Origin of the sequence: Bradyrhizobium sp. Leaf396, from assembly GCF_001424605.1 — a bacterium.
Taxonomy (GTDB): domain Bacteria; phylum Pseudomonadota; class Alphaproteobacteria; order Rhizobiales; family Xanthobacteraceae; genus Bradyrhizobium; species Bradyrhizobium japonicum_C.
In genome coordinates this window covers 1-18,574 of record NZ_LMQJ01000004.1, presented here as the reverse complement: position 1 = coordinate 18,574, position 18,574 = coordinate 1, and the positions used below count along the sequence as shown (strand labels likewise).

The 18,574-nt window shown below is 65.7% G+C and carries 18 protein-coding genes and 1 pseudogene; 10 read left to right on the top strand and 9 right to left on the bottom strand.

Going from position 1 to position 18,574, the window contains the following annotated elements; all coding sequences use genetic code 11:
• The first annotated feature begins 11 nt into the window (after positions 1 to 11).
• From ASG57_RS04985 to ASG57_RS04960, 5 genes are all read left to right on the top strand, one after another.
• Positions 12 to 1,364: a ferredoxin reductase family protein gene (locus ASG57_RS04985; RefSeq protein ID WP_024340224.1), complete on the top strand. Its 1,353-nt coding sequence runs from the start codon at positions 12 to 14 to the stop codon at positions 1,362 to 1,364.
• Positions 1,365 to 1,625: 261 nt separating this feature from the next.
• Positions 1,626 to 1,940 (top strand): co-chaperone GroES, encoded by a 315-nt coding sequence (groES, locus tag ASG57_RS04980; protein WP_024340223.1) that lies wholly within the window; start codon positions 1,626 to 1,628, stop codon positions 1,938 to 1,940.
• A 34-nt stretch (positions 1,941 to 1,974) separates the two neighbouring features.
• Positions 1,975 to 3,594 (top strand): chaperonin GroEL, encoded by a 1,620-nt coding sequence (gene groL / locus ASG57_RS04975; RefSeq protein ID WP_024340222.1) that lies wholly within the window; start codon positions 1,975 to 1,977, stop codon positions 3,592 to 3,594.
• A gap of 91 nt (positions 3,595 to 3,685) precedes the next feature.
• Positions 3,686 to 4,021 (top strand): hypothetical protein, encoded by a 336-nt coding sequence (locus ASG57_RS04970; protein WP_024340221.1) that lies wholly within the window; start codon positions 3,686 to 3,688, stop codon positions 4,019 to 4,021.
• Between the two features lie 373 nt (positions 4,022 to 4,394).
• Entirely contained in the window at positions 4,395 to 4,643 is a 249-nt protein-coding gene (locus tag ASG57_RS04960) for a hypothetical protein (RefSeq protein WP_156402574.1), read from the top strand.
• A 44-nt stretch (positions 4,644 to 4,687) separates the two neighbouring features.
• Here the strand turns inward: ASG57_RS04960 and ftsH are convergent, their stop codons facing one another.
• From ftsH to ASG57_RS04945, 3 genes are all read right to left on the bottom strand, one after another.
• Positions 4,688 to 6,526, bottom strand: a complete 1,839-nt coding sequence (ftsH, locus tag ASG57_RS04955) for an ATP-dependent zinc metalloprotease FtsH (protein ID WP_024340218.1) — start codon at positions 6,524 to 6,526, stop codon at positions 4,688 to 4,690.
• A 234-nt stretch (positions 6,527 to 6,760) separates the two neighbouring features.
• Positions 6,761 to 7,045, bottom strand: coding sequence for a hypothetical protein (locus ASG57_RS04950; RefSeq protein ID WP_024340217.1), 285 nt, complete (start codon positions 7,043 to 7,045; stop codon positions 6,761 to 6,763).
• Positions 7,046 to 7,318: 273 nt separating this feature from the next.
• Positions 7,319 to 7,813 (bottom strand): MarR family winged helix-turn-helix transcriptional regulator, encoded by a 495-nt coding sequence (locus ASG57_RS04945; RefSeq protein ID WP_024340216.1) that lies wholly within the window; start codon positions 7,811 to 7,813, stop codon positions 7,319 to 7,321.
• Between the two features lie 120 nt (positions 7,814 to 7,933).
• On the opposite strand from ASG57_RS04945, the gene ASG57_RS04940 reads away from it, so the two are divergent.
• The 4 genes from ASG57_RS04940 to ASG57_RS04925 all read left to right on the top strand — a co-directional run bounded on the left by ASG57_RS04940 (position 7,934) and on the right by ASG57_RS04925 (position 11,652).
• The gene (locus tag ASG57_RS04940; protein ID WP_057195783.1) at positions 7,934 to 8,476 is read left to right on the top strand and encodes a VOC family protein; all 543 of its coding nucleotides are present in this window, start codon (positions 7,934 to 7,936) and stop codon (positions 8,474 to 8,476) included.
• Positions 8,477 to 8,503: 27 nt separating this feature from the next.
• Positions 8,504 to 10,138, top strand: coding sequence for an FAD-dependent oxidoreductase (locus tag ASG57_RS04935; RefSeq protein ID WP_057195943.1), 1,635 nt, complete (start codon positions 8,504 to 8,506; stop codon positions 10,136 to 10,138).
• Positions 10,135 to 10,329: a DUF2783 domain-containing protein gene (locus tag ASG57_RS04930; protein WP_024340213.1), complete on the top strand. Its 195-nt coding sequence runs from the start codon at positions 10,135 to 10,137 to the stop codon at positions 10,327 to 10,329. The genes ASG57_RS04935 and ASG57_RS04930 overlap by 4 nt, the downstream gene beginning before the upstream one ends.
• 135 nt (positions 10,330 to 10,464) lie before the next feature.
• Positions 10,465 to 11,652, top strand: a complete 1,188-nt coding sequence (locus tag ASG57_RS04925; RefSeq protein ID WP_057195782.1) for a CaiB/BaiF CoA transferase family protein — start codon at positions 10,465 to 10,467, stop codon at positions 11,650 to 11,652.
• 2 nt (positions 11,653 to 11,654) lie between these two features.
• On the opposite strand, the gene ASG57_RS04920 is transcribed toward ASG57_RS04925, so the two are convergent.
• Positions 11,655 to 12,377 carry a DUF72 domain-containing protein gene (locus tag ASG57_RS04920; RefSeq protein WP_057195781.1) on the bottom strand — a complete coding sequence of 241 codons (723 nt, stop codon included), beginning with the start codon at positions 12,375 to 12,377 and terminating at the stop codon, positions 11,655 to 11,657.
• 64 nt (positions 12,378 to 12,441) lie between these two features.
• Here ASG57_RS04920 and ASG57_RS04915 point away from each other — a divergent pair, with 64 nt between their 5' ends.
• Positions 12,442 to 12,687 (top strand): hypothetical protein, encoded by a 246-nt coding sequence (locus ASG57_RS04915; protein WP_230646650.1) that lies wholly within the window; start codon positions 12,442 to 12,444, stop codon positions 12,685 to 12,687.
• Between the two features lie 5 nt (positions 12,688 to 12,692).
• Here the strand turns inward: ASG57_RS04915 and ASG57_RS04910 are convergent, their stop codons facing one another.
• The 5 genes and pseudogenes from ASG57_RS04910 to ASG57_RS39035 form a co-directional block, all read right to left on the bottom strand.
• Positions 12,693 to 13,841 carry an amidohydrolase gene (locus ASG57_RS04910; protein ID WP_057195780.1) on the bottom strand — a complete coding sequence of 383 codons (1,149 nt, stop codon included), beginning with the start codon at positions 13,839 to 13,841 and terminating at the stop codon, positions 12,693 to 12,695.
• A gap of 284 nt (positions 13,842 to 14,125) precedes the next feature.
• Complete coding sequence (locus ASG57_RS04905) at positions 14,126 to 15,214, bottom strand: mandelate racemase/muconate lactonizing enzyme family protein (RefSeq protein ID WP_057195779.1); 1,089 nt, start codon at positions 15,212 to 15,214, stop codon at positions 14,126 to 14,128.
• 171 nt (positions 15,215 to 15,385) lie between these two features.
• Positions 15,386 to 16,591 (bottom strand): M20/M25/M40 family metallo-hydrolase, encoded by a 1,206-nt coding sequence (locus ASG57_RS04900; protein WP_024340207.1) that lies wholly within the window; start codon positions 16,589 to 16,591, stop codon positions 15,386 to 15,388.
• A 34-nt stretch (positions 16,592 to 16,625) separates the two neighbouring features.
• The gene (locus tag ASG57_RS04895; RefSeq protein WP_057195778.1) at positions 16,626 to 17,870 is read right to left on the bottom strand and encodes an MFS transporter; all 1,245 of its coding nucleotides are present in this window, start codon (positions 17,868 to 17,870) and stop codon (positions 16,626 to 16,628) included.
• A 391-nt stretch (positions 17,871 to 18,261) separates the two neighbouring features.
• A pseudogene (locus ASG57_RS39035) lies at positions 18,262 to 18,354 on the bottom strand (IS5/IS1182 family transposase); the annotation flags it as partial.
• Between the last annotated feature and the right edge of the window lie 220 nt (positions 18,355 to 18,574).

Below are 18,574 nucleotides of genomic sequence, written 5' to 3'. Positions count from 1 at the left end.
AGAGAGGCCACATGCAGAATCTCAAGCGAGCCTTCTGGGGCAGTCTGGCGGTTCTGGTCCTGCTGTGGCTGGTTGCGGAACCCCAGCCGTTGGGGCCCGGCCCCTTCTTCCCGCTTCGCCAGAGAATGGTGCAGTTGAGCGGCATCCTGGCCATGGGATGCATGAGCATGGCGATGGTTCTCGCGCTGCGACCGCGCTGGCCGGAGGCCTGGCTGGGCGGTCTGGACAAGATGTACCGCCTGCACAAATGGTTCGGCATCGCCGCTCTGGCGACCGCCATCGTCCATTGGCTCTGGGCCAGCGGCCCGAAATGGGCAGTCGGCTTGGGGTTGCTGGCGCGGCCGGAGCGTGGGCCAAGGCCGGCGATCGGGAATTCGGTCGAGGCCTTCCTTGCCGGCCTGCGTGGTCCGGCGGAGGGGTTGGGCGAGTGGGCCTTCTACGGCACTGTGGTGCTGATCGCTCTGGCGCTCATCCAGGCGTTCCCATACCGGCTCTTCTACAAGACCCATCGGCTCCTCGCGATCGCGTATCTTGTGCTGGTCTTTCACGCGGTGGCGTTGATGAAGTTCAGTTACTGGATGTCGCCGCTTGGAGGCATCGTGGGGGCACTGCTGGTCGGCGGCACGTGGGCTGCGGCTGTTGCGCTCATGCGGCGCATTGGCGCCGGGCGCCAGGTCAAGGGCAGGATCACCTCGCTCAAGTATTATCCCGGCGTCAGAGCAATCGAGACCGAGATCGAAGTGCCTCATGGCTGGCCGGGCCATCGACCGGGCCAGTTCGCTTTCGCCACGTCGGACATTTCGGAGGGCGCCCACCCTTACACGATTGCCTCCTGCTGGAGCGCCGAGTATCCCAGGATCACCTTCATCACCAAGGAGCTCGGGGACCACACCAGCCGGCTGCGCGAGATGCTCCGTGTCGGACAGGAGGTGAAGGTAGAAGGCCCCTATGGTTGCTTCACTTTCGACGATGACTGCTCGCGTCAGATCTGGATTGGCGCGGGCATCGGCGTCACGCCCTTCGTCGCACGCATGAAGCAGATGACCCTTCGGAAGGATGCGCCGAACTGCTCTGTGACGCAGCCCGTCGATCTGTTTCACGCCACGGCCGATGTCGACGAGGAGGCTCTCGGCAAGCTCGCGGCGGATGCGCGGTCAGCCAATGTCCGGCTGCATGTTCTCGTCGACGCGCGCGACGGGCGATTGACCGGCGAACGCATTCGCGAGGCCGTGCCGGAGTGGCGTAAAGCCAGCGTCTGGTTCTGTGGTCCAACGGCGTTCGGTGAAGCGCTCAGGCGAGACTTCAGCGCGCACGGCTTTCCTGTCGAGCAGCGGTTTCATCAGGAGCTGTTCGCGATGCGATGACCGAGGTCGCGCGCGCATTCCGCTTCCCGAAGCCGGCATGGTGCGTCTGCACGCTCGCGGCACCGGGACCGGTCGGCGCATGCCCGGTCCATCCGGCTGACCTTCCCCGCCACCCGGCAGGGCGGTCCGCAGGGGTGCGACAAAAATTTCCGCCGGGCCCTCTTGAACAGAAATCGACCTGTTCCTAGGTCGTTTGCCGCCCGGGGGCCGGTTCCGGACCCGGATTTTGGACATCGCTGAACCTACGCAAGGAGGATGTGCATGCATTTCCGCCCGTTGCACGACCGTGTGCTCGTGCGCCGCATCGATGCCGAGGAGAAGACCACAGGGGGCATCATCATTCCCGACACCGCCAAGGAAAAGCCGCAGCAGGGCGAGGTCATCGCCGTGGGGCCGGGCGGGCGTAACGAGCAGGGCCAGCTCGTGCCGCTCGACATCAAGGTCGGCGACCGGGTGCTGTTCGGAAAGTGGTCGGGCACCGAGGTCAAGATCGACGGCGAGGAGCTCTTGATCATGAAGGAAAGCGATCTTCTCGGCGTGGCCGAACAGGCCGGCACGCTGAAGAAGGCGGCGTAACTGACAGTCATCGAAAGGAAAGGAGTTTAGCAACATGGCTGCCAAGGACGTGAAGTTCGCGACCGAGGCCCGCGAGCGTATGCTGCGGGGCGTCGACACACTGGCGAATGCGGTGAAGGTCACGCTCGGTCCAAAGGGACGCAACGTCGTCATCGAGAAATCGTTCGGCGCGCCGCGCATCACCAAGGATGGCGTCACGGTCGCCAAGGAAATCGAGCTCGAGGACAAGTTCGAGAACATGGGCGCCCAGATGGTGCGCGAGGTCGCCTCCAAGACCAACGACCTCGCCGGCGACGGCACCACCACCGCGACCGTGCTGGCCCAGGCCATCGTGAAGGAGGGCGCCAAGGCTGTCGCCGCCGGCATGAACCCGATGGATCTCAAGCGCGGTATCGATCTTGCCGTGCAGGCGATCGTGACCGATCTGAAATCGCACGCCAAGAAGATCACCTCCAACGACGAGATCGCGCAGGTCGGCACCATCTCCGCCAATGGCGACACCGAGATCGGCCGCTTCCTGGCGGATGCCATGCAGAAGGTCGGCAACGAGGGCGTAATCACGGTCGAGGAAGCCAAGAGCCTGCACACCGAGCTCGAAGTGGTCGAGGGCATGCAGTTCGACCGCGGCTACGTCTCGCCATACTTCGTCACCAACGCGGAGAAGATGAGGGTCGAGCTCGAAGATCCCTATGTGCTGATCCACGAGAAGAAGCTCTCCGGCCTGCAGACGATGCTGCCGCTGCTTGAGCAGGTCGTGCAGTCGGGCAAGCCGCTCCTGATCATTGCGGAAGAAGTCGAGGGCGAAGCGCTCGCAACGCTGGTGGTCAACCGTCTGCGCGGCGGCCTGAAGGTTGCCGCGGTCAAGGCGCCGGGCTTCGGCGACCGCCGCAAGGCCATGCTGGAGGATATCGCGATCCTCACCGGCGGCACCGTGATCTCCGAAGATCTCGGCATCAAGCTCGAGAACGTCACGGTGAAGATGCTGGGCCGCGCCAAGAAGGTCGTGGTCGACAAGGAGAACACCACGATCGTCGACGGCGCCGGGGCCAAGAAGGACATCGAGGCGCGCAGCCAGCAGATCAGGACGCAGATCGAGGAAACCACCTCGGATTACGACCGCGAGAAGCTGCAGGAGCGCCTCGCCAAGCTCGCCGGCGGCGTTGCGGTGATCCGCGTGGGCGGCGCGACCGAAGTCGAGGTCAAGGAACGCAAGGACCGCGTCGATGATGCTCTGCATGCGACGCGGGCTGCGGTCGAGGAGGGCATCCTGCCCGGCGGCGGCGTGGCACTGCTGCGCGCACTCAAGGCGCTCGACGGTGTCAAGACCGCCAATGCCGACCAGAAGGCCGGCGTCGACATCGTGCGCCGCGCCATCCAGGTGCCGGCGCGGCAGATCGTGCAGAATGCGGGCGAGGACGGCTCGGTCGTCGTCGGCAAGCTGCTCGAACACGAGACCTACACCTGGGGCTTCAATGCAGCGACGGGCGAATACCAGGACATGGTCCAGGCCGGCGTGATCGATCCCGCCAAGGTGGTGCGCACCGCGTTGCAGGACGCAGCCTCGGTTGCTTCGCTGCTCATCACGACCGAAGCGCTGGTCGCCGACAAGCCGAAGAAGACCGAAGCGGCAAGCGCGCCTGCGATGGACTTCTAGAGAGGCGCGGGCCCGGCCTGACGGCCGGGCCCGCTTTCGATGAGCTATGCTTGATCGATTTGGATCTGTTTCGAAACGAAAGGAGGATGAGATGATCAAGGATCGTGCTTTCTCCGCTCGCGGGGAAACCACCCAGAAGACGTTGCGGCGCTTCGCCGCCTTGGCCGTCGGGGCCGGCCTCTCTCTCGTGCCCTTTGCGGCCCTTGGGGCCGAAAGCCCCGGCTCTGCCGCCAGGACCGCGGATGCTTTCGAACGGCTCGCCTTGCCGCCGATCCCGTACCTGGAGACGATGCCGTGGTCGAGCTGGGAACGGGGCGGCCCGACCATGAAGGTGGACACATTGCTCTCGCCGATCCTCGGGCCATCCGGAATCCGGCTCGATCTCACGCCGCCGGATCGGAGCGGTCCGGAGCCCGCGATGAGCTGAGACGGCGGAGCGGCCAGCGGCCGCTCCCGACATCGCTCCGGCGAAAGGAGGGATGAACAGATGAAAGGCATTGTCGTTGCCGCTCTCTTGTTGGGGATGGTCAATACGCTCCAGGCCAAGGAGGCGGACTACCCCCGCGGCGAGGTGCGAAGCTTGGCTAAGCCCGCCCGGCAGCTTGCGACCAGTTCCGACGCAACGTCGGCAGGCAATGCTGAGAACAGCCGTCCGAATCGGCGCCGAGGCGGGGAGCTCTCGCCCGGTCGTATCGTTCCCGACATCTGCACCGGATGCTGACCGGCCTTAGGCCGATCAGCATCTGTTCGGCGCTCGTCTCTTGTGGTGGCTCGACACAGGCGCAGCTTCGGCTGCACGCATGTTTGGTTCGTGGATGGACGATTATCGTGATCTCGTCAGCGCGGCTCTTGCGCTGTTTTGTGCCGGCGTGATGTTGGTGGCCGGCCATCTCTTGCTCGAATGGCACGCCGGACATGCCGCTCCGGGCACCGGCGTCGATGCGCCCAGGAGCGAAGGCGCGCCCGCGCCGCTCATCTCGAACGGCTCGTCACCAGACAGGAAGGTGATCGAACTCCCCGCAGAGATCAGGCGCAAGCGTGCTGCCTGAGGCAGCCTTGCGCTATGGCGCGTTTTGAAACGCCGGCGCGAAGCCTAGATGGCCCGCAGTCCTTCCTGGGGCATCTCCCGGATCAGCGCATCGATATCGCCCTGCTCGAGCGTCTCCTTCTCCAGCAGCTTCTTCGCGGCGCGGTCCAGGATCGGCCGCCGCGTGCTCAGGATACCCTGAGTGCGCTGGAAGACCTGGTCGACGATGGCCTTGACCTCCTGGTCGACCGCGGCTGCCGTCTCTTCCGCATAGTCGCGCTCGCGCGTCGGATAGGGCCGGTCGGCGCTGGCGAGGAAGTTGCCGGGATCGCGCTCATACGCGACGCTGCCCAGCCGCTCGGACATGCCGTAACGCGTCACCATGCTGCGAGCGATGTCGGTGACGCGGCGCAGATCGTCGGCCGCACCGGTGGACAGATGCCCGAACACGATCAGCTCCGCGGCGCGGCCGCCGAGCAGCACCGCCATCTTGTTCTCCAGCTCCTCCTTGGTCATCAGGAAGCGATCTTCGATCGGCCGCTGAATGGTGTAGCCGAGCGCGCCGACGCCGCGCGGGATGATCGAGACCTTGTGCACGGGATCGGTCCCGGGCAGCGAGAGCGCGACCAGGGCGTGGCCCATCTCGTGATAGGCCACGATCTCGCGCTCCTTGGCATTGAGCAGGCGGTTGCGCTTCTCGAGGCCCGCGATCATGCGCTCGACCGCATTGTTGAAGTCGCTCATGCTCACCGCATCGGCGGCGCGGCGCGTCGCCAGCAGCGCCGCTTCATTGACGAGATTGGCGAGATCCGCGCCGGTGAACCCTGGCGTGAGCGCAGCAACGGCGTCTGCGTCCACACCCTCGGCCACGCGCACCTTCTTCATGTGCACCTTGAGGATCTCGATGCGGCCTTTCTTGTCGGGCCTGTCGACCAGCACCTGCCGGTCGAAGCGTCCGGCGCGGAGCAGGGCAGGATCGAGGATTTCGGGCCGGTTGGTGGCGGCAAGGATGACGAGCCCCGAGCGCGAATCGAAGCCGTCGAGCTCGACGAGCAGCTGGTTGAGCGTCTGCTCCTTCTCATCGTGGCCGCCGGCGAAGGGGCCGATGCCGCGGGCGCGGCCGAGCGCGTCGAGCTCGTCAATGAAGATGATCGCCGGCGCCTTCTGGTGGGCCTGCTGGAACAGGTCCCGCACCCGCGCCGCACCGACGCCCACGAACATCTCCACGAACTCCGAACCCGAGATCGAGAAGAACGGCACTCTGGCCTCGCCGGCGACCGCTTTCGCCAGCAAGGTCTTGCCGGTGCCTGGCGGTCCCACCAGCAGCACGCCTTTCGGCATGCGGCCGCCGAGCCGGCCGTAATCGGTCGGGTTCTTCAGGAAATCGACGACCTCGCGAAGCTCGTCCTTGGCCTCATCCACACCGGCGACATCGGCGAAGGTGACCCCGGTGTTGGACTCAACATAGACCTTGGCCTTGCTCTTGCCGATCGCCATCAGCCCGCCACCGATCCCGCCTTGCGCCATGCGCTGGCCGATGTACCACCACAGGCCGAAGAACAGCAGCACGGGCATCACCCACGATAACAGGTCGCGCAGAAACGTGCTCTCGATCTGCCCGGTGAAACGGACGTTGTACTTCTCCAGCTCCTGCGCAACGTCCTGGTCGACGCGCGTGGTGACGAACTGTTTCTGGCCGCCAGGCAGCGGCTCCTTCAATGTGCCCTGCAAGGTGCGGTCGGAGATGCCGACGGCGTCGACTTTCCCCTGGCGTAGCAATTGCTGGTATTCGCTATAGGGGATCACCGCGATCTGGTTCGCCGCCGAGATCAGATACTGAATCAGGAAGACCGCGAAGATCGCGGCGAGCGCGTATCCGAGATTGAAACGAACATTCTTGTTCATGCGAGATCCAGATCCGATGGTGTTGCGCGGGCGGGTCGCCGAGGCACGTCTTGGCGCGCTCGTTCGGGCCCGGTACGGGTCCGGACCTGCATCATATCCTCAGAACTTCTCCTTCTGCCTTCTGTTCCCTGGCGCGGCACGCGCCCGCAGCGGGAAGCGTCCGTGGGAGTAGTCAGGCAAACGGAGGCTTAGGCAGCGATCAGGCCCGGCTGCAGGCCGGGCCTTGGCTCAAGCCTACCAGGGATACCAGTAGGGGTACGCCGCCGGATAATAGCGGACGGTCCGGTAGTATCCGGGGCCATAATAATAGCGCGGCGGACCATAGACCGGCGCATAATAGACGGGAGGTGCAGCCGCGGCGGCCAGCGCTCCGGTGAACAGGCCGAGCGCGACGGCCGGACCGATGCCCGGGCCTCCCCAGTGATGATGATGGTGGCCCCGCCAATGGGCCGAAGCCGGCGCAACCGTTCCGATGAGGAGCGTTGCTGCCGCGGCGATTGCAAGAGCAAGCTTTCTCATTTGACTTCCCTCGATTCCGCGCCCGCGCAGCGCGCGGGCTTCTCGATCCTCTGCATGAGTTTCGTTTCGCCGGACGCCTGGCCCGGCAGCATTCGAACTTAGGATCGGGGCGAACGACTTCAAGTCTCCTGCATGCCTTCACGGGCCCGACGTTTGGTCGCAGTGCGCGGGGCCATCATCTTCCTTGCCGGCCTTTGCTGGGTGCGAGCCCCCGCGCCACGGTTGCGGCTACGCTCATCATGACAGTGGTCATTGCGACGACGCGCGAGCCAGCTATCCCAACGCTGCCGACAGCTTGTGCATCACCCGATCGAGCACCTTCGCTTCCTCGGTGGTCAGCACCGCCAGCAGCTCCGCCTCCCGGGCCAGTGCGAACGGCACGATCTTGCGATAGAGCGCGCGGCCGGCCGGCGTCAGCGAGACGATCAGCTCGCGCCGATCGTCCGCGTGGTGCTTGCGGCTGACGATGCCGCGCGCCTCCAGTCCCTGGACGGCGCGGCTGACCTGCATCTTGTCGAGCGTCGTCAGCGGACCGATCTCCTTGGTCGGAATATCCGGACGTGCGCCGAGAATGGCAAGCACGCGCCATTCCTGCCGTGTCAGCGCAAAGCGCTCGGAATAGACCTCGGCCACCGCCAACGATACCTGCTCGGCCAGGCGAGCCAGCCGGTACGGAAAATATTGCTGCAGGTCGAGCGCGCGACCGTCCTGCGCCGTCCTGCGCCCGGTCGCTTCCCTGCCTCGCGCTTCACCCGAATGTCCCGTCATGCTGTCCGCCCCGCCGGTCCAGCCGGCAGATTCTTCCGCGCCGGTTGATCCAGATCAAATTCAAGAGATCGTAACATCTGATACGAATTTCGCAACCGCAAGTCCGGGGAGCGAAACGTCATGAAAATCGAGAAGATCCATCACGTCGCCTATCGCTGTGTCGACGCCAAGGCCACGGTCGAGTTCTACAAGAAGGTCATGAACATGGATCTTCTCGGCGCCATCGCCGAGGACCGTGTGCCCTCGACCAAGGCGCCGGATCCCTACATGCACATCTTCCTCGATGCCGGGAACGGCAACATCCTCGCCTTCTTCGAGCTGCCGAACTCGCCGCCGATGGGCCGCGATCCCAACACGCCGGACTGGACCCAGCACATCGCCTTCCAGGTCAAGGACCTCGCCGAGCTCGAAGAGGCCAAGGCGCGCGCGGAGGCTGCCGGCCTCGACGTCGTCGGCGTCACCGATCACACCATCTTCAAGTCGATCTATTTCCGCGATCCCAGCGGCCATCGCCTGGAGATCGCGGCCTGGACCGCCACGCCCGAGCAGATCGACCGCATGAAGTCGGTCGCGCACGAGATGGTCGAGGAATGGTCGCGCACCAAGCGTCCACCGCGCCACACCGCCTGGATGCACGAGAAGGAGTTCGCGGACGCGCATTGATCCTTGGCCGTGCATCAGGAAGCGAACATGAGCTACATCTATCCGAAGTTCGGCTATCGGCGCTCCCAGGAGCAGGCCGATTGTGTCGTGAAGCGGCACCCGATCGTGGTGATCGGCGCAGGTCCCATCGGCCTGACCGCTGCGCTCGATTGCGCGGCGCGCGGCCAGCCCGTCGTGGTGCTCGATGACAACGACACCGTCTCGATCGGCTCGCGCGCGGTCTGCTATGCCAAGCGTCCGCTCGAGATATGGGACCGCCTCGGTTGCGCGGCGCCCATGGTCGAGCGCGGTGTGAGCTGGAACGTCGGCAAGGTGTTCTTCCGGGACCAGCTGTCCTACCAGTTCGATCTGTTGCCCGAGGCCGACCACCAATGGCCGGCCATGATCAACCTGCAGCAATATCATCTGGAAGAGATGTTGGTCGCCAGATGCAGGGCCAATCCGCTGATCGAGCTGCGCTGGAAGCACCGTCTCATCAGCCTCAGGCAGGCCGCCGACCATGCGACGCTGGCGGTGGAAACGCCCGACGGCATCTTCTCCATGGAGGCGCAATGGGTGATTGCCTGTGACGGAGCCAATTCCGACGTGCGCAAGATGGTGGGCGCCGAGTTCACGGGCCAGTTCTTCCAGGATCGCTTCCTGATCGCCGACGTCGCCATGAAAGCCGATTTTCCGACCGAGCGCTGGTTCTGGTTCGATCCGCCGTTCCATCCCGGCCAGTCCGTGCTGCTGCACCGGCAGGCGGACAACATCTGGCGCATCGATTTTCAACTCGGCTGGGAGGCCAATCCCGAGGAGGAAAAGCGGCCCGAGCGCGTGATTCCGCGCATCCGCGCCATGCTCGGGGCGGATACCGAGTTCACGCTCGAATGGATCTCGGTCTATCAATTCGCCTGCCGGCGCATCGACAATTTCCGCCAGGGCCGGGTGCTGTTCGCCGGCGACGCCGCGCATCAGGTCTCGCCCTTCGGCGCGCGCGGCGCCAATACCGGCGTCCAGGACATCGACAATCTGGCCTGGAAGCTCGCGATGGTGCTGCGCGGCGAAGCCTCGGAAGCGCTGCTCGACAGCTATCACGAGGAGCGTGCGTACGCCGCCGACGACAACATCCTGAACTCGACGCGGGCCACCGACTTCATCACGCCGAAGACGAAGCCGAGCCGCTATTTCCGTGACGCGGTGCTGGAGCTTGCCCGGCATCACGGCTTTGCGCGGCCGCTGGTCAACAGCGGCCGTCTCTCGACGCCGACCCCTTACGTGACGTCGAGTCTCAACACGGAGGACCACGACGCTGTGACGGGCGGCATGCGGCCCGGCACGAATGCCGCCGATGCGCCCATCTTGATGGATGGCAAGCCGGCCTGGTTCCTGCACTGTCTCGGTGATGGCTTCACGGTCGTGGCGTTCGGCGAGGTGAGCGACAGGATCGAGATCGCGGCAGGGCCGTTCGCGGCGAAGCTCGTCGTCGTCGGCCGCGACATCGAGGATCCCACAGGTCTGCTCGCCCAGCGCTACGGCGCTTCGCCGGGGACCACCTACCTGTTCCGCCCCGATCAATATGTCGCGGCGCGCTGGAGCAGCTTCGACGAGGCGAAGATCGCCCGGGCGATGCTGCGCGCCTCGGGCCATGACACCGCCGACCGGACGGAGCTTGCGGCATGATGCTGAACCTCTCACCGAACATCGCCGATCCCGACGACTTCTACGCGGAGCTGATCAACAGCCAACGCGACCTCGACGAGGAGCAGGCGTTGCGCATGAACGCCCGGCTGATCCTGTTGCTCGCCAATCACATCGGGGACCGCCAGGTGCTCACGGAGGCGATCGGCTGCGCCCGCACCGGCGGCGTCTGATCCGCGGGACGCCGCCTCGCCGATAGGAGATCCCGAGAGCCACCGGCAGCGCCGGCGGCAATGGCCCATGCTGGCCGCGACCTTGTCGTGGCAGCCAGTCCCTGTAATCTGGCCGAAACAACAGGGAAGGAAACCATGGGAGGAGTTCTGGAGGGCGTGCGCGTGCTCGATTTCGGGCGCTATATCGCCGGGCCCTATTGCGCGACCTTGCTGGCCGAGTTCGGGGCCGAGGTCATTCGGGTCGAGAAACGCGACGGCAGCGAGGATCGCTTCGTGGCGCCGGTCGGCGAGAACGGCGAAGGCGCGCTGTTTCTCCAGATCAATCGCAACAAGAAGTGCATCACGCTCGATCCGATGAAGCCGGAAGGGCAGGACGTGATGCGCCGGCTCATTGCGACCGCGGACGTCGTGGTGGCCAATCTGCCGCCGCAGACGTTGCGCGCGATGAAGCTCGATTACGACTCGCTGAAGGCGATCAAGCCCGACATCATCCTGACCACGGCCACCGCGTTCGGCGGGCCGGGACCCTGGTCCGACCGTGTCGGCTTCGATGGCATCGGTCAGGTGATGTCGGGTGCGGTCTACATGACCGGCGCGGGCGATCCGCCGTATCGGGCCGCGGTGAACTGGGTCGATTTCGGCACCGCGCTGCATTGCGCCTTCGGCACGCTCGCGGCGCTGATCGAGCGCGGCAAATCCGGACGCGGACAGATCGTCGAGGGCGCGCTGCTCGCAACCGCCTTGTCCTTCACCAATGCCACGCTGATCGAGCAGGCCGTCATCAACGTCAACCGCGTGCCGACAGGCAATCTCGGCCAGACCTCGGCGCCCGCCGACATCTACCGCACCAGGGACGGCTGGGTGCTGTGCCAGGTCACGGGCCATCCGCTGTTCAAGCGCTGGACGAGACTGATGGGCGAGGAGGAGCTGTGGCTGAACGATCCGCGCTTCGCCGACGACATCAGCCGCGGCAACAATGGCCGCATCATCAGCGAGCGGATGGCGCGCTGGTGCGCCGAGCGCACGACGCAAGAGGCCGTCGACGCGCTGGGCGAGGCGATGATCCCGACCGGTCCCGTGCTCTCGCCGCAGCAGGCGCTGGATCATCCGCATGTCCGCGCTGCCGGCTTCATGCAGGAGGTCGACTATCCGGGCCTGCCGAAACAGGCACCGGTCGCCCGCGCCGCGGTTCGGCTGTCGGAAACGCCGGGCGAGATCGCGAGCCGCCCGCCGACCCTAGGCGAGCACACCGATCTCGTTCTCGCCGCGCTCGGCTACGACAAGGCGGAAGTCGCAGCGCTCCGGCAAGGCGGCATCATCTAGCGTCACAGCAACTGCTTCAACGCCTTTGCATCGGCCGGCGCGGCGCTCTTCTGGTCGTTGTCGAAATAGACGTAGACGTCGCAGCCCTGCCGCTTCCAGGATTTGATGCGCTTGGCCCATTGCGCCAGCGTGGCCTTGGTGTAGTGCCCGTGATAGCGTCCGCCCGGCCCGTGTCCGCGCACATAGACGAAATCCGCCGTGCGCTTCCACGGCGCCGGCGCATCGTGATGGTCGGACAGGCACAGCGAGATGTTCTCGTCGGCCAGCATCCGCAGGATGCGCGGCTGGTACCAGCTCGGATGCCGGAATTCGAAGCTGTAGCGGCGCTTCCGCGACAGCAGCTTGAAGAACGACGCGAGCCGGTCCGCGTTCGCTTCGAACTGCGGCGGCAGCTGGAACAGGATCGGGCCGGCCTTGCCGCCGAGGTGCGAGATGCGGTCCTCCAGCAGCTCGAGGCTGTTGACGGAGCGGTCGGACAGGCGTTTCCAGTGCGTGATGAACCTGGATGCCTTCCAGGCGAACACGAAATCCCGACCGGTCTGCTCCCGCCATCCCTTCACGGCCTCCGGCGTCGGCGTGCGGTAGAACACCCCGTTCAGCTCCGTCGTGTCGAACTGCCCGGCGTAATAGCGCAGCTGCTCCTTCAGCGTCACGCCCTCCGGAAAGAACGGGCCTCGCCAGGAGGCGTAATGCCAGCCGGAGGTTCCGATCAGAACGCGCGCCATGATTCACGTGCCATCCATTGTCGTTTTTCCGGAAGGGAACGCCCCTGGGGCCGATACGTTGCTCGTGAGCTTGATCAACGCAGGACCGGAACCGATGTACGCGCTGTTCGAAGGCGACAAGCAGATCGGCGATCCCTTTCCCACCGAGAAGGAAGTGTGGGAAGCCGCCCTCATCGAGGGGATCGTGACCGATGTTCCCGTTGCGGACGAGGAGGGCGGCCGATTGTTGCCCGACGGCTACCATGTCGAGCGCCTCGAGGAGACGTTCGAGCCGCGGCCGGATTGGAAGCTGCCGCGCGAGATCTCCTGAATATTCTAGTTCGACGCCAGCGCCGCCTTGGCGACCTCGGCCATCCAGCCGGAGGCGACCGGGAGGATCGCATCGTTGAAATCGTAGCGCGGGCCGTGCAGCTCCGCGCCGTCGCGCAACGGCCCGTTGCCGATCCAGACGAACGCGCCCGGCCGCTGCTGCAGGTAATGGGCAAAATCCTCGCCGGCCATGCTGGGCGCGAGGTCGCGCCGCACGGGCGCCTGCACCTTCTCCGCGGCAATGCGCGCGAGCTCCGCTTCCGCTGGCGTGTTGATCACCACGCCCACGCCCCAGACGATCTCGGGCGTGACCTTGACGCCGAAGCTGGTCGCAATGCCGGCGCAGCTGCGCTCGATGCCGTCGAGGATGGCGTCCTTGACCTCTTCGCGATGGTAGCGCAGCGTGCCGCGGATGGTGACGCGTCCGGCGATCTGGTTCGGTGCGGTGCCGCCCTCGATCGTGCACAGCGACAGCACGGCGGTGTCGAGCGGATCGACGCCGCGCGAGACGATCGATTGCAGCGCCACGATCAGATGCCCCGCCGCCACCACGGGATCGCGCGTCAGATGCGGCATGCCGGCGTGCCCGGCATGGCCCTCGATGGTGATGGTGATGCGCCCGCCGGAGGCCATGACGACGCCGTCGTGCACGGCGACGGTGCCGGCGGCAAGGCCCGGCCAGTTGTGAAAGCCGAATATCCGCTCCATCGGAAAGCGGTCGAACAGCCCGGCTGCGACCATCGCGCGCGAGCCGCCAAAGCCTTCCTCTGCCGGCTGGAAGATGAAATCAACCGCGCCGCTCCAGCTCGTGTCGGCGGCGAGCAGCGCCGCGGCGCCGAGCAGCGAGGCGGTGTGGCCGTCATGGCCGCAGGCATGCATCACGCCTGATGTCTCGGAGGCATAGGGCAGGCCGGTGTCCTCGGTGATCGGCAGCGCATCCATGTCGGCGCGCAGACCGACCCGCCTCTGCGCATGCCCGCGCGTCAATGTCGCGACGATCCCGTGCCCGCCGATGCCAGCCTCGAAGGGAATGCCGAGTTCCGTAAGCTTGTCCTGCACGAAGGCGGCGGTGTTTCTTTCCTGGAGCGATAGCTCAGGGTGGGCATGAAGATGCCGGCGCCACTGGGTCAGTTTCTGGTGCAGCTCGGGGGTCAAGGCAGGGGAACTTTCGCAAAGCTCTCGGTTGCCGCCACCATAGCGGATTGTCGGGCCGACGCATCCGGCGAAGGGGAATGGCTCGCGTGCAGCAATGTCGTTTGGTGCCAGCTCCGGAGAAGGTGCGCTCCCTCCCCCGCTTGCGGGGGAGGGTTGGGCAGAGGGTGTCTTCGCGTTGGGATTCCCCGAGTGGAAAGAACCCTCACCCGGCGCGAGGGACGGTGCTTCGCATCGCCCGGACGCGCCGACCTCTTTCGCAAGCACGCGGGAGAGGTGAGGGACCACTACCCCGCCAGCTTCGCCAGGCCAGCCCAGTCGAAGTTGATGCCGTGCCCGTGCCGGTCAGGCGCCAGCGCAAGCCCGTCCTGCAGCACCAGCGGATGCTCGATGTACCTGTCGAGCCCGAAGCCGTGCGCCTCCAGATAGGAGCGGTTCGGGCAGGCCGCGAGCAGGTGCACGGTGATGTCGTGCGCGCCGTGGCTGGTGACGGGCAGGTTGAATGCTTCCGCCAGCCGCGCGATCTTCATGAAGGCGCTGACGCCGCCGCAATTGGTCACGTCCGGCTCGGGATAGGACACTGCGCCATTGGCGATATAGTTCTTGAACTCCCATAGCGATCGCAGATTCTCTCCCGCCGCGATCGGCACGCCGCCGGCCTGCAGGACGCGCGCGTGGCCGGCGACGTCGTCGGGAATGATCGGCTCCTCGAGCCAGGTGAGGTCGTAAGGCACGAGCGCACGCGCGGCGCGGATCGCTTCCTCGACCGTCCATTTCATGTTGGCGTCCGCCATCAGCGGAAAGCCGTCGCCGAGATGCTGTCGCATCGCGGCGACCTTCGCGACATCCGTTTTCAGGTCGGGCCGGCCGACCTTCATCTTGATGGCGCGAAATCCGTTGGCGAGATTGCCGTCGGTCTGCTTCAAGAGCGCATCGACGGAGAGATCGAGGTCGATGCCGCCGGCATAGCACGGCACGCGCGCGTCGAAGCCGCCGAGCAATTGGTACAGCGGCAGCTTGGCGCGCCGCGCCTTCAAATCCCACAGCGCGATGTCGAGCGCGGACAGCGCCAGCACCGCCGGTCCGCCACGTCCGCCATAATGCAGCGCCCACCAGACGTGATGCCAGATCGCTTCCGTGTCCTCCGCTTCGCGCCCCTCGACCAGCGGCGGGATCTCGCGCCTGAGGATGTCCGCGGTCGCGCCGCCATTGCGGCCGACGGTGTAGGTGTAGCCGACGCCTTCGGCGCCGTCGGCATCGCGAATGCGGCAGGTGATCAGTTCGAACGCGGTGATCTCGCCATGGGTGGAGTCGGAGAGCGTGACGGGAAGGGGGATCCGGTAGAATCCGGTCTCGATGTCTGCGATGCGCGGCATGGTGCCTCCCTGCTTTTCTTTTGGTTCGTAGGGTGGGTTAGCTAGCGGTTGCGCGAAGCGCAAACGCTTGCGTAACCCACCTCTTCTGTTGCCGTGGATGGATATGGTGGTGGGTTACGCCCCGGACTGCGCGCTGCGCAGCCCAAGGCTAACCCACCCTACAAACCCAACTCACCGCATGGTCGCGAGTTGCAGTGCCAGCGCGCAGGCGCGGTCATATTCGTCGAGATTGATCCATTCGTCGACGGTGTGCGCCTCGTTCTGGCCGGCACCGAAGGTCACGGTCGGAATGCCGTGGCGGACCATCCAGTTGGCGTCGAGGCCGCCATTGGCCGTGCGCACATTCGGCGTGCCGCCGACCGCGGACACGGCCTCCACCGCGCGCTTGATCACGGGCTGGCTGTCCTTCATGCGGAACGGATAATAGTCGGTCTCGGCCTTGAACTTGACCTTGCCGGACTTGCCTTGCGCGTTCGTCACCTTCTTGGCCGCCTTCTCGAACGCGGCCTTGTAGGCCTTGGTGATCTCCTTGAAGAACTTGCCGTCGTGACTGCGGCTTTCGCCGCGCACATGCACGTAGTCGGTGACGACGTTGGTGGCATCGCCCGCCGGGCGGCCTTCGCCGCCGGTGACGGGGCCGACATTGCTGGTGCCCATCTTCGCGCTCGCGCCCTTGCCTTTCACCACCTTGCCGAACCAGCCGCCGGCCTTCACGTCGGCCAGCGCCAGCGCCATGATCATGGTCGCGGAGATGCCGCGCTCCGGCGCGACGCCGGCATGCGAGGCGCGGCCGAATATCTCGACGCTCCAGCGATCGGCGCCGACCGCGCCGATGACGACGTTGGAGGCCGAGCCGCCGTCATAGTTGAACGCCATCACCGGCGAGCCGAGCTCGTCCAGCTTGACGTGGCGCGCGCCGTAGAGCCCGCTCTCCTCGCGCACGCAGAACAGCAGCGTGATCGGGGGATGATCGAGCTTCTGCTTGGCGAGCTCCGCTGCCAGCGTCACCAGCACGCCGCAGCCGCAGCGATTGTCACCGCCGAGCGCGGTCCTGGCTTCGTTGACGATCTTGCGGCCGGATTTCTTCGGCTTGGCGCCGGCGCAGAGCGGCACGGTGTCCATGTGCGTCATGAACATGATGCGCGGCTGGTTGTGCAGCGCGCCGCGGCCGGGCAGGTCGACGATGAGGTTGCCGGTCTCGGTCGGCACCGGGATGCGCGTGTTGGCATCGTCGAGCCGGATCGCCTTCGCCGGCACCCCCGCTTCCTTGAGCGCCGCCGTGAGCTCGCGCCCGATCGCCGCCTCCTGTCCGGTGACGCCTTCCACGGACAGGAAGCGCATGAGGCGGTCGGTGGCGGCTTTGGTGTCGACAGGCATCGGTGATTCCTTTGGCGAGCTGGGCCGCGTCATCCTATGGGGTTGGCGCGGTGTAAGCCAAGAAGATCACCACGCCGAGCGCCAGCATGGCAGCCATGAACAGCAGCACCGCCGGCAGCCCGGCGAGCGCGGCCACCGCGCCGGTGACCGATTGCATCAAGGCCGCGCCGAGGAAGAAGGCAAGGTTGACCGCCGCGAGCGCCTTGCCCGCGGTTTGCGCGTCGACCAGCTGCCTGGACATGCCGAACAGCAGCGGCTGGGCGGAGGTCGCAAGGCCGATCAGCACGAACAGCACGAGGTCGTATTGCGGCGGCATCACGGGCACGCCGAACAGCACGGAGACCGCGTAGTGCGGCGCGCCCAGCGCCATCAGAGCCAGCAGCAAGGCGCCTGCCAGATGCGAACCGGCCACCAGAGCGCGGCGGCGGCCGAGCCTGCGATCGATCATGCCGATGAAAAGCGGGCCGACGATCATTGCCAGCGTGAACGCGCCGAGCTGGTTGCCAGCCTCGACCCGCGACAATCCCTTGACGTCCATCAGCCACGGACCGCCCCACAAGCCGCGCAGCACCAGCGAGGTCGCGAGCGACACCAGCGCCAGCGCGATCAGGCCGCGCAAGGGACGTGAGAGTCCGAGCCTGAGCACCTCCATCATCTGCGCGAGCGGCGAGGACTCGTCCTTGTGCTCGGCCGGCTGGTGTGGGACCAGCGCGAACACCGCGGCGGCCACTGCGACGCCGCCGATCGCCGCGATCCAGAATCCGGCGCGCCAGCCGTAGGCGTCCACAACGAAGGCGAGCGGGCTCGACGACAGCAGCATGCCGATATTGCCGATCGAGAGGATCGCGCCCGACCACAACCCGAAGCGGGCCGCCGACAATTGCTTGGCCGCCAGCGTCATCGGGCACATCAGCATGCCGGAGGTCGCAATGCCCAGCAGCAGCTGCCCGACGGCAAAGCTCGAAGGCCCGGTCGCAAACCCCGACGCCATCGCGCCGAACACGGTTCCCGCAAGCAGGCTGAGCGACACCGGTCGCACGCCGAAGCGGTCCATCGCAGCTCCGACCGGAATCTGCGCCGCGGCGAAGGCGAAAGGATAGATCGACGTGAGGCTGGCAAGGGCCTGCGGCTCAATGTCGAAATCCGCCGCCATCAGATCCAGGCTCACCGCGGGAATGGTGCGCAGCAAGGTGGAGAGCATATGCCCGCAGGCGAGGGCGACGAGCGCGAAGATCAGCGCGCGAGTGGCGTGCCCCGCGTCGTGGGCGGCTTTGGTCATGAGCGTCCCGTCCCGAGAAGGTTTCGAGTGGGGTTACAGGATTGAGGGCCAAGTGCCAACCTCGAGGAGCTGATTCCATCCTGCAAGTTGCCGGATTGAAACCATTGCTGATGCTCTCGGAGAGCCCAGGAGTATCCATTGATGGACCGCATGGGCTCACATGGATCGTTGGTGGCTTGTTGAGGGGGCCGTTTTGGCCCAGGGCGCGGCTCACAACGTCCAGCCAAGGGCGGATAGATGCGAGTTGGACGAAGCCACGGTAGTTCCTGCAAGCCTGTAGTAGCACGTCGCCACCGATGGCACTGCCTGAAGCACCGTTCGAAGAGGTTGCGAGCGCGACAGAGATAGGTGGCTAAAGCAGATCGGATCGCTGCGAGTGCTTTTCGGCCGGACGACGTTCATTCAATCGTGGCATGCCGCGCGGCTTATTCGGCAGCATCGGCACAATGGCAAACCATTCATTGTCTGTGAGTTCGTAGCGCATGTTTCGGCCCCTTCCGACTGGTGGCCATGAATCATGGCCCGGATGGCAGGCTCAACTGGTCGCAGTGCATCCGAAAGCGGACCTGTTGTGCTCACCTCGAGTTTTGCCGTTCGTGACCCAAATGTATGGACCGGCTGCGTTTCGCAATAGAGATCGTGCGTAGGTTTCGGAAGTCGCTGATATGTATCCGGCCTGTCTGATCGGCTCGCGGGCCGTGGCC